At 41.5% G+C, this 13,127-nt stretch carries 13 protein-coding genes; 10 read left to right on the top strand and 3 right to left on the bottom strand.

All coding sequences use genetic code 11. From position 1 onward, the window contains the following. The first annotated feature begins 29 nt into the window (after window positions 1–29). Genes LLW17_RS15595 through LLW17_RS15585 form a run of 3 tightly spaced genes read left to right on the top strand, consistent with a single transcriptional unit; the run spans window position 30 to window position 2,480 of the window. On the top strand, window positions 30–434 hold the full coding sequence (locus LLW17_RS15595; protein WP_228231216.1) for a VOC family protein: 405 nt from the start codon (window positions 30–32) through the stop codon (window positions 432–434). A 15-nt stretch (window positions 435–449) separates the two neighbouring features. Then, on the top strand, window positions 450–1,715 hold the full coding sequence (locus LLW17_RS15590) for a cation:proton antiporter (protein WP_228231215.1): 1,266 nt from the start codon (window positions 450–452) through the stop codon (window positions 1,713–1,715). 54 nt (window positions 1,716–1,769) lie between these two features. After that, window positions 1,770–2,480: a hypothetical protein gene (locus LLW17_RS15585; RefSeq protein WP_228231214.1), complete on the top strand. Its 711-nt coding sequence runs from the start codon at window positions 1,770–1,772 to the stop codon at window positions 2,478–2,480. A gap of 327 nt (window positions 2,481–2,807) precedes the next feature. Here the strand turns inward: LLW17_RS15585 and LLW17_RS15580 are convergent, their stop codons facing one another. Next, entirely contained in the window at window positions 2,808–3,863 is a 1,056-nt protein-coding gene (locus tag LLW17_RS15580) for an endonuclease/exonuclease/phosphatase family protein (RefSeq protein WP_228231213.1), read from the bottom strand. Window positions 3,864–3,870: 7 nt separating this feature from the next. After that, complete coding sequence (gene gldA / locus LLW17_RS15575) at window positions 3,871–4,767, bottom strand: gliding motility-associated ABC transporter ATP-binding subunit GldA (protein WP_228231212.1); 897 nt, start codon at window positions 4,765–4,767, stop codon at window positions 3,871–3,873. Window positions 4,768–5,209: 442 nt separating this feature from the next. Between gldA and LLW17_RS15570 the strand changes: the two genes are divergently transcribed. Genes LLW17_RS15570 through LLW17_RS15555 form a run of 4 tightly spaced genes read left to right on the top strand, consistent with a single transcriptional unit; the run spans window position 5,210 to window position 9,164 of the window. Next, window positions 5,210–6,034 carry a prephenate dehydratase gene (locus tag LLW17_RS15570; RefSeq protein WP_228231211.1) on the top strand — a complete coding sequence of 275 codons (825 nt, stop codon included), beginning with the start codon at window positions 5,210–5,212 and terminating at the stop codon, window positions 6,032–6,034. Beyond that, the gene (locus LLW17_RS15565; RefSeq protein WP_228231210.1) at window positions 6,031–7,182 is read left to right on the top strand and encodes a pyridoxal phosphate-dependent aminotransferase; all 1,152 of its coding nucleotides are present in this window, start codon (window positions 6,031–6,033) and stop codon (window positions 7,180–7,182) included. Before LLW17_RS15570 ends, LLW17_RS15565 begins: the two co-directional genes overlap by 4 nt. 1 nt (window position 7,183) lies before the next feature. Then, window positions 7,184–8,044, top strand: coding sequence for a prephenate dehydrogenase (locus tag LLW17_RS15560; RefSeq protein WP_228231209.1), 861 nt, complete (start codon window positions 7,184–7,186; stop codon window positions 8,042–8,044). Window positions 8,045–8,072: 28 nt separating this feature from the next. Further along, entirely contained in the window at window positions 8,073–9,164 is a 1,092-nt protein-coding gene (locus tag LLW17_RS15555; RefSeq protein WP_228231208.1) for a bifunctional 3-deoxy-7-phosphoheptulonate synthase/chorismate mutase type II, read from the top strand. 56 nt (window positions 9,165–9,220) lie between these two features. Here the strand turns inward: LLW17_RS15555 and LLW17_RS15550 are convergent, their stop codons facing one another. Then, window positions 9,221–9,685: a hypothetical protein gene (locus LLW17_RS15550; protein ID WP_228231207.1), complete on the bottom strand. Its 465-nt coding sequence runs from the start codon at window positions 9,683–9,685 to the stop codon at window positions 9,221–9,223. A 79-nt stretch (window positions 9,686–9,764) separates the two neighbouring features. Between LLW17_RS15550 and rsgA the strand changes: the two genes are divergently transcribed. The 3 genes from rsgA to LLW17_RS15535 are packed head-to-tail and all read left to right on the top strand — an operon-like array spanning window position 9,765 to window position 13,127. Continuing rightward, on the top strand, window positions 9,765–10,718 hold the full coding sequence (gene rsgA, locus LLW17_RS15545) for a ribosome small subunit-dependent GTPase A (RefSeq protein WP_228231206.1): 954 nt from the start codon (window positions 9,765–9,767) through the stop codon (window positions 10,716–10,718). 12 nt (window positions 10,719–10,730) lie between these two features. Continuing rightward, entirely contained in the window at window positions 10,731–11,183 is a 453-nt protein-coding gene (dtd, locus tag LLW17_RS15540; protein WP_228231205.1) for a D-aminoacyl-tRNA deacylase, read from the top strand. A 36-nt stretch (window positions 11,184–11,219) separates the two neighbouring features. Next, window positions 11,220–13,127 (top strand): DUF3858 domain-containing protein, encoded by a 1,908-nt coding sequence (locus LLW17_RS15535; protein WP_228231204.1) that lies wholly within the window; start codon window positions 11,220–11,222, stop codon window positions 13,125–13,127.

Here is a 13,127-nt window from a genome sequence, read left to right as displayed (position 1 = left end):
TATTCAATACGGCAGTAATACTTTTAGTTATGCAGACAGCACATGCGCAGCAATTTACCTTTACCAAAGATCATGACGCACTTTTAGTTAAAGACCTCGATAGTGCAGCTGCTTTTTACAGCGAAATTTTGGGATTGAAGGAGATTGATAACGCAGGTCTTGGACCGAAGTTCAGATGGTTTGAGCTGGATAATAAGGTCCAAATTCATTTGATCGAAAGCAGTGAAGAATTCACTCCGCATAAAGGCGTGCATCTGGCTCTTAACGTTAATGATTTAGACGCTTTTATGGAGTTTCTTAAACAGAAGAAAATCCCTTTTGAAAATTGGCCCGGAGAAGCCGGTACTACTAACACCCGGCCGGATGGAGTGCGTCAGATATACCTGAAAGATCCCGATGGATACTGGATAGAAGTGAATACGAATACCTTATAAAAAACCGGCAGTTTTATGGACTTTTACCTCATCTGTACTATTTTAATTGTGCTTTCGGCACTATTTGGCTACGTCAACGTACGTTTTTTAAAATTGCCAAATACCATAGGTTTAATGGTCATAACGCTTCTTTTTACTCTGGGAGCAGTAGGTTTAAGTCATTTTAACGATGCCTTGCTTGAGGCCGAAAGAGAGCTCATTACAAGTATAAATTTTGAAAAAGTCCTGCTCGACGGGATGTTGAGTTTTTTGCTCTTTGCAGGTGCTTTGCACACCAATTTTGAGCAGCTCAAGGTGCAAAGGGGGCCTGTTTTGGCTTTTGCTACCATAGGCGTGCTGACTTCCACGTTTTTAGTGGGAGGGGCATTATATCTCATACTGGTACTTTTGGGGATTCCGGTAGATTTTATCTATTGCCTTCTTTTTGGGGCACTTATTTCGCCTACAGACCCAATCGCTGTTTTGGGCATTTTAAAAAAGGCCGGAGCGCCCAAGCAACTCGAGACCAAAATTGTAGGGGAATCGCTTTTCAATGATGGGGTAGGAGTTGTAATTTTTTTGACCTTGTTTCGGATAGCAGGCTCAGCAGAGCCCGTTACGGCTTTAGATGTGATCAAGTTATTTGGGATTGAAGTTTTTGGAGGGATTTTGTTGGGCTTGATTTTGGGCTATATCACGTATAAACTGCTCAAAAGTATAGACGATTATGATATTGAGGTAATCATAACACTTGCAGCAGTTATGGGGGGTACTGTTATTGCTCAAAAGTTGCATACATCGGCCCCGCTGGCTATGGTAACGGCAGGCCTGCTGGTAGGTAACGATACCTCCCGAAAAAATACGATGTCGCATCTTACCGAGACTTATGTAGACAAGTTTTGGGAACTTCTCGATATTTTGCTCAACACCATTCTGTTTGTGCTCATTGGGATGGAGTTACTCATTTTAACTTTTGAATTTGATGCGGTTGTTGCAGGACTTATAGCCATTCCGGTGGTGCTGGCCTGTCGTTATATCGCTTTGCTACTGCCTATATCTTACTTTGCCAAAAAGCTCGACTTTGTGCCCCGAACAAATGAAATTATGACCTGGGGCGGCTTGCGCGGGGGGATTTCAATCGCCCTGGCTTTAAGTCTGACTCAGGAAATGCACCGGGATTTATTTCTTATAATAACCTATATCATAGTGGTATTCTCCATAATTGTACAGGGCCTTACCGTTGGGAAGGTAATCGAGAAATTTGGTCTAAGTACAAAATCAGAAAAACCTTCAGAGTTGTAGAGGTAAATCGGCTAATGTGTTTTATTAGTCGATTAAAGACTTAATAGTGTATATTTGAGTTCATCTTCAATACAACTCAAAATGCGTTTGAATCCGTTATTAATACTGGTAACATTTTTAGTAACCGCCTGTGCGGTCGAACCCGTATCTCAATCAGAAACTTTTCCTGAAGCTACTTTTGAAACGAGCACAGCCCTGCGTATAACTCTGGAGAGGATTTCAGAAAGTGCCGAAGAAAAAGCTGCCCGCACAAAAAACCGACTCAATGCGTTGTGTTTTCAGATTGTTTATCCTGTTTCTTTAGGTTATAACACGGGTGAAACTATCGTGGTCGAAAATTACGATCGGTTGCTTGAAGTTATTTTGTCGGAAACCCTGGAGCGGCATATTACTTCAATTGCTTATCCATTCCGCATTGTGAAACGTGATTCGGGTCAGGAGGTTTTGATAACTGATGAAGCTGGCTTTATGCAGGTTGTGCAGGATTGCGGTTATGAGGCAATTACCTATACCGATGTGATTACAGAAGCCGGAAGCTGCTTTGAAGTGATCTATCCGCTGACGCTTCTGGTCAATACCAATCCTGTAGATTTTGGTTCAGCGATCGAAGCACAGAAATATTTTGCTGCTCAATACGCCGCTATTCAATCTTTGGGAATCGCTTATCCTCTTAATGTAAGGCTCATTGCTACTGATGAGGAATTGGTGATAGCAGATGATTATGAACTCATTTATCTTTTTAAAGAAACCTGCGGATTTCAATAATCACAGCCATTAAAAGGCTTCGTAGATTAATACAAGTAATTTTTGTAAAAAATATATTATTTTTGAAAATATAACTGAAAATAGTTTAGTATATTTGTAGCACGAAAGATTAAGAGGCCACCAGATCTTTAAATTTTGGTTTTGAAGTGTTAGCCAGGGTGGCCCCTAAGAAAATGTCAGATTGGGTTTAGGGACTAGTTCAGCAATGGACACTTAATTCTGGCAAATAAGCCTCCGCAAGGAGGCTTTCTTTTTATAGTATAAGTGAGAATTTATGTAAAGCCACTATTTACAAGGTCTTCGTAAATATTTTAGCTTTTTTTAAAATCATTCGGCACGTTCAATACCCTCCTCAATGCGTTCCTCAACTTCTTCTTCAGTTTCCTGATCTATTTCGGGTTTTTCAGTTTTTTTGAACTCTTCAAGCCAAAAGGTAAAGTACATCGGGAAGTGATCTGAGCCAATATGCCCTAAACGGTTCATATTATCAACGGTAATATTTTTGGAATGAAACAGGTGGTCAATAGGAAACCTCAGATACCAGTAATCGGCATGAAAAGTGGGGAAGAGACCCCGGCCTATACGAGGATCAATCAACCCGGTGATTCGGGCAAACAATTTACTCACGCGCGACCAGACCACATCATTAAGGTCTCCGCAAACAATAACCTGAGCGTCATCGTCAAGTTCGCGCACTGCTTTACCTACTATTAATAATTCGGCATCGCGTTCCTCGCTGGTTTCGTTTTCCGTGGGGCTCGGAGGGGCGGGATGTACACAAATGAGATGTAGCGGCTTAAAGCCACCATAATGTACTTTGGTGAAAATAGAGGGTACGTCTTTTTCGACCAGGTAATTTACCTGCGTTTCAGAAAGTTCGAGCTTGCTGTACAGGTGCATACCGTATAAATTATCGAGAGGTACCCTTACTACGTGTGGATAGTCTGCTTCAAAAAGCTGCAGGGCCTCTTCCCACTGGCTGTCGGTTTCCATAACCAGAAAGAGATCGGGATCTTTATCCTGAATTTCCCTGATAAGTTTATCATAGTCCCGGTTTGTTTGTAAGACATTGCTGCTTATTAAACTTATTTGTTTTAAAGATTCGGCATTTTTCGGCTTTGCCTGGCTTAAAGGATAATATTTGGAGTACGGGAAAACCACAAATACCTGAAATATAAATGCAGCAATAAGGCTTATTAATGTTGTGTATTCCCAGGATTCCTCGGGAAATTCTAAAATTATTATAAGCAGGATGGTGAGAATTTGCAGAAAAGAGGTTTGAACACGAATAAAATCCCAGCCTCTTACGATCCAATGAGTACCCCGAGTTAAAGGCAATAGGGCAATGACGATCAAAAAGACTGCAAAACTATAGAGAATCATAGGCTTGTTAATTGCTGGTAAGCTCGTGAAATAATTGCTCTAGGGTTTGATTTTTTCGGTTGAGTTGCAGGGTTTTGAGACCGTTATCGTGGGCAAAGTCAAAAAGCGCAGGCCGCATGTCTTTTGTGGTTTCAAAAGTGATTTCATAAACAAAACCCCTGGTGTTTTTGGTCTGCTTTACATGAGGTAATTTTTGAAGCGCTACCTCTTCAACCCGGTAATCAAATTCTACTTCAATAAGTTGGTCTGTAGCTTCGGTAAGCTCTTTAAGTCTGCGATCTGCGACAATTTTACCTTTGTTGATGATGATTACCCGGTCGCACATCGCTTCTACTTCCTGCATTATATGGGTAGAAAGCAACACGGTTTTGTCTTTTCCCAAACTGCGTATGAGCTGTCTTATTTCACGAAGCTGATTGGGGTCTAGTCCTGTTGTGGGTTCATCAAGAATAAGCACCTCGGGATCGTGTAAGAGGGCGGCTGCAAGACCCACGCGCTGTTTGTAGCCTTTGCTGAGTTGCTTTATTTTTTTTGAAACTTCAGGGCTGAGTCTGGTCATTTCTATGACCTCATCAACACGTTTTGCAGGTGCTTTACTCAAATTGGCCATGAGTTTTAGGTACTCCCGCACATACATTTCGGGATAGAGCGGGTTGTTTTCGGCCAGATAGCCCACATGTTGCTGTACGCTACGTGGAGCGTTTTCTGTAGAAAAATCGATCACCGAAGCTTCCCCCGAAGTAGGTTTAAGCAGAGTGGTGAGTATTTTCATCAACGTGCTTTTTCCGGCTCCGTTGGGTCCCAGAAAACCGGTGATTTCTCCCTTTTGAATTTCGAAATTTACTGTGTCAAGAGCCTTCTGCTCACCAAATTTCTTTGAAATATCTTTAACCCGTATAGACATAGCTGTAATTATGCTTAAAGCTAAAATTACTCAATTAGACTGCAGCCTCTTCTATATTAAAACATAAAATTAGCAGGCAGAATAAATACAATCTGTACGAAAACGTTGTTGAATAATGAAATTTCTAACAAATCTCACAAATACGGATGCCTCATTAAAGTTCATTTAATAAAAGTAAAGTTTTATTTGGATATGTGTAAAAGTTGCCCATTCTTCTAGGCGTTCTTAAATATTTAAGTACTTTAGCAGCGTAAAAATCAAGATAATGATCAATCTAGGTTACTTCTTTAATCGCTATTACTTCTTTTTCTTCTGGAGAGAGACGGGACCGCTATAAAGTAACTTATAGTACATAAAGCACTTAGGTCCCGATTTAATAAATCGGGATTTTTTTTTGCCGAAAAAAAAAAGATTAAAAATAAAAAAAAACAGCAGCAACGCATTGAAACATAAAGTAGCCATACAGGGAATACGGGGGTCTTTTCACCACAAAGTGGCACAGGACTTTTTTGGTGAAGCGGTCGAAGTAGTGGCTTGCGGCAGTTTTCAGGATGTGGTGGGCAGTTTGCTTAAAGAGACTGCAACAGATGCGGTGATGGCTATTGAAAATTCGATCGCCGGAAGCATCATTCCCAATTATGCTTTAATTGACAAAAACAACCTGAATATCGAGGGAGAGCGTTATCTGGAAATCAGTCAGAATTTAATGGCTTTGCCGGGGCAAAAGCTTTCAGACCTTAAAGAAGTCTGGTCTCATCCGATGGCTTTGTTGCAGTGCCATGATTTCTTTCAGAATCATGAACACATCAGGCTGGTGGAACAGGATGATACGGCTGCGGCAGCTATGCGTATTGCAGATGCTAAAACCCGGGGGGTAGGAGCGATTGCCAGTAAAACAGCTGCACAGATTTACGGTCTCGAGTTGCTGGCAGAAGATATACAAACCATAAAGGCAAACTCGACGCGTTTTTTTATTCTAAATACAAACGGACGCACCGAGGCTGATGTACCCGATAAGGCATCGGTAAAATTCCTCACAGACCACAAGCGGGGAAGCCTTGCGGCAGTGCTCAATGTGATGAGCGATTGCCGGTTAAACCTAACGAAGATTCAGTCTTTACCGGTAATTGAAACACCCTGGAAATACGCCTTTTTTGTTGATGTTACCTTTGAGCGTTATGAAGATTTTGAAAAGGCTAAAAAACTATTAGAGATTATGGCACAGGAGTTTAAAGTGCTTGGGGAATATAAAAACCGAAAATCATGATTATAGAATCGGCAAACCGGTTAAATCAAACTGCAGAATACTACTTTTCGCGAAAGCTGAAAGAAGTGCGGGCACTGGCAGCACAGGGCAAACCCATTATCAATATGGGTATTGGAAGCCCAGATTTGCCACCGCCTCCGCACGTGATAGACGCGTTAACGAAGGCTCTGGTTGACGGTCCGGCTCATCAATACCAAAGCTATAAAGGTCTGCCCGAGCTTACTGCGGCGATGTCAGATTTTTATAAACAACAATATCATGTTGATCTGGATGCAGAGACCGAAATTCTCCCACTAATGGGTTCAAAAGAGGGTATTATGCACATCAGCATGGCCTTTTTAAACCCCGGGGATGAGGTGTTGATTCCCAATCCCGGTTATCCAACCTACACCTCTGTAACCCATTTGGTAGAGGCAGAGCCGGTTTATTATGATCTGGACGCAGCGCACAACTGGATGCCCGATTTTGAGTCGCTTTCTCTAAGAGATTTAAGTAAAGTGAAATTAATGTGGGTCAACTACCCGCATATGCCCACCGGAGCCAAGGCCTCGAAGGCAGATTTTGAAAAACTGATCGCTTTCGCGAAAGCAAACCAGATTCTTTTGGTGAATGATAATCCCTACAGTTTCATTTTAAACGAAAATCCACAAAGTATTCTGGCAGTCAAAGGTGCTAAAGAAGTCGCTATTGAGCTTAACTCCCTGAGCAAAACCTTCAATATGTCTGGCTGGCGCGTGGGTATGTTGCTGGGCGCCCCGGAATACATAAACACGGTGCTTACGGTTAAAAGCAATATGGATAGCGGTATGTTTTATGGCATTCAAAAAGGAGCTGCTGCTGTTTTAAAGGAAGGAAAAGAGTGGTTTCAATCGTTGAACGAGGTTTATACAAGCCGGCGGGAGTTGATGTGGCAGTTTGCAGAAATCCTGGGTTGCAGCTATGATAAGGATACAGCGGGTATGTTTATTTGGGCCAAATTGCCTGAAGGAGCAGGGGATGCCGAAGCCTTTATCGATGATATTTTGATCAATAAAAGTGTTTTCATTACCCCGGGGACTATTTTTGGATCACAAGGTGCCGGTTACATACGCTTTTCGCTTTGCGTAACTGAAGAAAAAATTAAGGAAGCCATTAGCAGATTTAAATAAGGTGAACGAATTTAAAAACATACACATACTTGGAATAGGCCTTATAGGAGGTTCCCTGTCCCGCGATCTTAAACGCATTTTGCCCGAATCTGTGCTGTATGGTGTAGATAGCAATGAAGATCACCTGGATGAAGCTATTGGCCTGGGCGTTATCGATCATTCGTCACGATTTGAGGCCATTAATCAGGCAGATCTGGTTATATTGGCAATACCTGTTGATCAGGCAAATCTGTTTTTGCCGCCCATTCTCGATGCGTTAAAAGAAGATGCGCTGGTTATAGATGTGGGTTCCACAAAAGGCAGTGTGTGCGATGCCGTAAAGGAGCATCCACGACGCGATCAGTTTTTGGCAGCACATCCTATCGCAGGAACGGAGTTTTCGGGGCCTTCGGCAGCGATTGAGCATCTGTTTAAAAACAAGACGATGATACTTTGCGAAGTAGAAAAAACACGTCACGATTTGCTGGATAAAGCCTTGCAGATTTTTGAAGCTTTAGAAATGAAAATCCGCTATATGAATCCGCATTCGCACGATAAGCACATCGCATACGTCTCGCATTTGTCGCACATCAGCAGTTTTATGCTGGGTAAGACGGTCATCGAAAAGGAGAAAAATGAGAAGGATATTTTTGATATGGCCGGCAGTGGTTTTGCTTCAACCGTGCGTCTGGCAAAAAGTAATCCTGCCACCTGGACTCCTATTTTTAAAGAAAATAAAGCTAACGTACTCGAAAGCTTATCTGAATACATAACTAATTTAACGCATTTCAAAAACGTGCTCGAAGCAGGGGATTACGAGGAGGTTTATAACGAGATGCACAATACAAACCACATAAAATCAATACTTAAAGGATTGTCGTAATTGGCTTAAAGCTGTAAATTTGTTGAATATGGAAAATAAGAAAGAACTTAGAAACTGGTTAGACGCTTTCAATCTGGACCACCCGCTTGTAATAGCTGGTCCATGTAGCGCAGAAACCGAAGAGCAGGTACTTAAAATTGCTCACGAACTCAAAGATACCGATGCAACTGTTTTTAGAGCAGGTATCTGGAAACCACGTACCCGCCCGGGAATGTTTGAAGGAGTAGGTGCTTTAGGTCTGAAGTGGATGCAGAAAGCCAAAGAAGAGACCGGAATGCTTACCACTACCGAGGTTGCAAACCCCAATCACGTAGAACTTGCCCTTAAACACGATGTTGATATTTTGTGGATTGGTGCGCGTACCACGGTTTCTCCATTCAACATTCAGGAAATTGCTGAAGCTTTAAAAGGAACTGATAAAGTGGTACTTATCAAAAACCCGGTAAATCCTGACTTGGCCTTATGGTTAGGTGCAGTCGAGCGTTTTTACGCGCAGGATGTTAAAAACCTGGGTGTGATTCACAGAGGTTTCTCTACCTATGAGAAAACTAAATACCGCAACAATCCGGAGTGGCAGTTGGCTGTAGATCTTCAGAATAAATTCCCTGATCTGCCTTTGATCTTAGATCCTTCACATATTGCAGGACGTCGTGACATTATTTTTGATTTGTGCCAAACCGGTCTTGATTTAAATTATGACGGGATCATGGTAGAAACCCACTATGATCCGGACAACGCTTGGAGTGATGCCAAGCAGCAAATCACCCCTTCTACTTTGGTTCAGATTATGAAAGATCTGAAAATCCGTAAAGAGGAAGGTACTGCTGCAGAGTTTAATAATAAATTGAATACCCTGCGTACCCAAATTGATGTTATCGACCATCAGTTGATTGAAAATCTGGGAAAGCGTATGAAAATCGCAGACGCGATCGGAGAGTTAAAAACCCAAAACAACGTAGCTATTCTTCAGTCTAAACGCTGGAATGAAATTCTTGGGGCGATGATTCTTGAAGGAGAGCAACACAATTTGAGCGAAGAGTTTATTTTGCGTGTGTTTAAAGCGATTCACCAGGAATCGATTAACCACCAGAAAAAAATCTCCAGAATGGAGGAAGCTTAAGATCTTGAGCTTAAAACAAAAAAATAGGCTGCCGTTTCCCGGCAGCCTATTTTTTTTTACTCTTGAACCTGCTTAACCCGTTTAAAAATATAGCGGGTTACATAGATGCCATTCTCATCCCCTTCGCCTCCATAGCTTTCAACTCCGCTATTAACAAAGGCCAGTTCCCAGCCTTCTTCGGCCATGGTGTTAATTTTGGAAGTAACAACTGCATCGTTTGCTGCAATATTTTGAAAACGAATACCTCCGATATTGAAGAAGTTTAAAAGTTTGGTTTCCTCAAAGTTCTTAAGACGAATCTCGCTTCGGTCTGACTTGTTTCTGGAATCATCTTCTTCAGAACGTTCTGAAGTAAATTCTTTATAATCCCGACTTTCAAGGGTAGAGATCATTCGGGATCTTCCCAGACCATTGGGAATAATAGATTCAATTACGGTTACCGTTTGATATTCAAAAACCTGTGCAAAAAGGCTCAGATTTAAGCTTGCAAACAGCAGAAACAAAAACGTAGTTTTTTTCATAATAGGAATTTAAGGTTTAAGGAATTTGATTCGTCTAAAATAAAGTAGTTTTACAAAACTAAAATAGTAAAAATACCATTTGAAAGGAACCGTTTACAAATCAACAGGAAGCTGGTACAGCGTTAAGGCAGAAGATGGCACGTTCTACGATTGCCGTATTAAAGGGCGCTTCAGAATACAGGGTATTAAAAGTACCAATCCTGTCGCGGTAGGCGATCGTGTAGTTTTTGAGCTCGAGCAAACCGGTGATGCCGTAACAGGTGTCATAAAAGATATTGAGAATCGGGATAATTATATCATTCGTAAATCGGTTAACCTTTCAAAGCAAACGCACATCATTGCAGCAAATGTTGATTTGTGTTTTTTGGTCATCACGCTAAACAATCCACCTACATTTACGGCTTTTATAGACCGATTTCTAGTCACTTGCGAGGCTTATCATATTGAAGCGGTGCTTCTGTTTAATAAGGTAGACGCGTTGAGTGATGAGGAGTTTGGCGAGGTAAAATTTCTGGCAGAACTGTATCGGGATATCGGGTACACGTGTATTGGTATTTCGGCTAAAACAGGCAAAAATATAGAAGAAGTAAAGGCTCTGATGCAGGGTAAGACCAGTATATTCTCAGGCCACAGCGGGGTAGGGAAATCCACATTGGTAAATGCCATTGAGCCTGCGCTCGATTTAAAAACCAAAGCGATCAGCGATCAGCATATGCAGGGGCAGCATACAACCACCTTTGCCGAAATGTTTGACCTTGATTTTGGCGCCCGTATTATCGACACCCCCGGAATCAAAGGTTTTGGAGTGGTTGATATGGAAAAAGAGGAGGTGGGAGACTATTTTCCCGAATTTTTTGAGCTGAAAGATCAGTGTAAATTCAATAATTGCCTGCATCTCGAAGAACCGCATTGCGCTATAAAGGCTGCCCTCGAAGAAGATAAATTGTACTGGTCCAGATATCAAAGTTACCGCCAAATTCTGGAAGGAGACGATGAAAACTACCGCAGAACCAACTACGATCAAAATCAATAAAACCAAAAATTCATGCGAGCAATCATACAACGCGTTAGTGAAGCTTCGGTTACTATAGACAATGTGATTACCGGCACGATTGGTAAAGGTTTTGTGGTATTGCTTGGGGTTGAGCCCGAAGATACCGATGCAGATATAGAATGGCTCAGCTCTAAAATTTGCGGCTTACGTGTTTTTGGCGATGCCGAAGGATTGATGAATGAGAGTATTCAGGATCAGGAAGGAGCTATTTTACTTATAAGTCAGTTTACCCTTTTCGCTTCTACCAAAAAGGGAAACAGGCCCTCATTTATAAGGGCTGCCAAGCCTGATGTGGCCATCCCGCTCTATGAAAAATTTCACAGTGAACTCTCCAAAAAATTGCATAAACAGGTGAAAACGGGAGTCTTTGGAGCAGATATGAAAGTAGCTCTTATAAATGACGGACCGGTGACTATTTTTATCGATTCAAAAAATAAAGAATAGTTTTTAACAATATTTTAGTATATTGGCAACTTTCTTATGATGATTAGAACGTTAGCTTTTATTCTACTTGTTACCCCCCTACTAACATTTAGTCAATACCAAGAAGATTTTTCCGCCTTAAGTGTAGATCCTGCACTTTCAGAGGGGGCAGATAGTGTATTGCGGTATGAAGATATTACCCTTGATTTTTCTGATGAAGGAAAATTAAAAACGACTATTGACCGTATTGTAACCGTTTATAATAAAGCTGGTTTGCGGGATGTGCAAGCAGGTGTAGGTTATGATAATAACTCAAAGGTTACCCATGTTGAAGCCATTATCTATGATCTTATAGGTAATGAGACTGAAAAAATAAAAAAGCGTGATTTTAAGGATTATAGTGCGGTAAGTGAGATTAGTCTTTACGAGGATAATCGTGTTCTGGCTCTTGACTATACTCCAACACGCTATCCTTTTACCATTCGGTTTTCTTCAGAAACGGCTTCAGAAACCACGGCTTTTGTAAGATCATGGATGCCGGTTTCTCAATATGACAGCGGCACGCAGTTTTCTAAATTTACAATCATACATAAACCCGAAGACAGCCTGCACTTTAAGGCGACCAATTTTGAGGGTTACGATATTGAATATACTGAAACGCCCGAGCAGACTGTGTGGGTCGCACGTGACATAAAGCCGGTATCTTATGAGTATAAATCTCCGGCGTTTGAAAAGCGATTTCCACGGGTAAAAGCCTATTTCGATAAGTTTTATCTCAAAGGTGTACCCGGGGTGGGTGGTACCTGGGAGGCATTTGGAAAATGGGTATATGATGATTTAATTAAGGATACTCAGGAGCTGGATGCAGCAACTATTCAGGAGGTACAAAATTTGGTGAAAGACTTACCAGACGATGAAGCAAAGGCAAGGGCATTATATCAATACCTACAGGACAAAGTACGTTATATAAGTATTCAGGTTGAAATAGGCGGCTGGAAACCTATGAAAGCATCAGACGTGCACAGATTGAGTTACGGCGATTGTAAGGCCTTAAGTAATTATCTTCAAAGCCTGCTCAATGTTGCAGGTGTTAAATCCTATTACACATTGCTTTATGCTGACGAGGATAAACAGTCTTTAGATACAGATGTTGTTGCCATTCAGGGAAATCATGCCATCCTGGGGGTGCAGTTGGGTGATGAAATTAAATTTTTAGAATGTACCAGTCAGGAAACGCCCTTTGCTTATATGGGTACCTTCACAGACGATCGGGATGTTTTGCTGCTTACGGAGGAAGGTGGCAAACTTGCACGAACAACGAAATACAATCAGGAGGATAATATAGGGAAGATTGTTGCTCAGATTGAACTGGATGCCGAGGGAAACCTTACCGGCACGTATACCGAAACTTCTAAAGGAATTTTCTATTCCTCAAAAATGGGTCTGGAAAATAAAGATCAGAAAGATCTTAGTGATTATTACTACGAGAATTTTTCCGGGTTAAAAAGTCTGAGCGTTTCAGATATTAAACTTGTAAATGATCGCGACCGCGTGGTTTATGAAGAGGAGTTAAAACTAAATGCCCGCAATTACGCTTCCAAAATAGGCGAGGATTATCTGGCGAAAATAAATCCCTTTTCATGGTCTAACGACATGATTCCTCCCCGTTATACAGACCGTAAATCAGATTTCGTTATCCTCCGAGGCTTTATCCGTCAGCACGAGCTTAGCTTTAAAATACCCGAAGGGTACAAGCTTGGCGCAATTGCCGAGCCCGCACTCCTGGAGGAAGAATTTGGAAGCTATCAAACCGAAATACAGGTAAATGAAAATACGGTAAGCTACAAGCGTACCTTCAAATTAAACGAAGGGAGTTATGCCGTTGAAGCTTACGAAAAGTATCGGGAATTCTACAAGAATGTAGTACGCGAGGATAATCAAAAGTTATTTATCGAGAAAATTTAA

This window comes from Leeuwenhoekiella parthenopeia, from assembly GCF_020782115.1.
Classification (GTDB): domain Bacteria; phylum Bacteroidota; class Bacteroidia; order Flavobacteriales; family Flavobacteriaceae; genus Leeuwenhoekiella; species Leeuwenhoekiella parthenopeia.
Note: the sequence above shows the minus strand (reverse complement) of the source record. Positions and strands in the feature narration are given on the sequence as shown.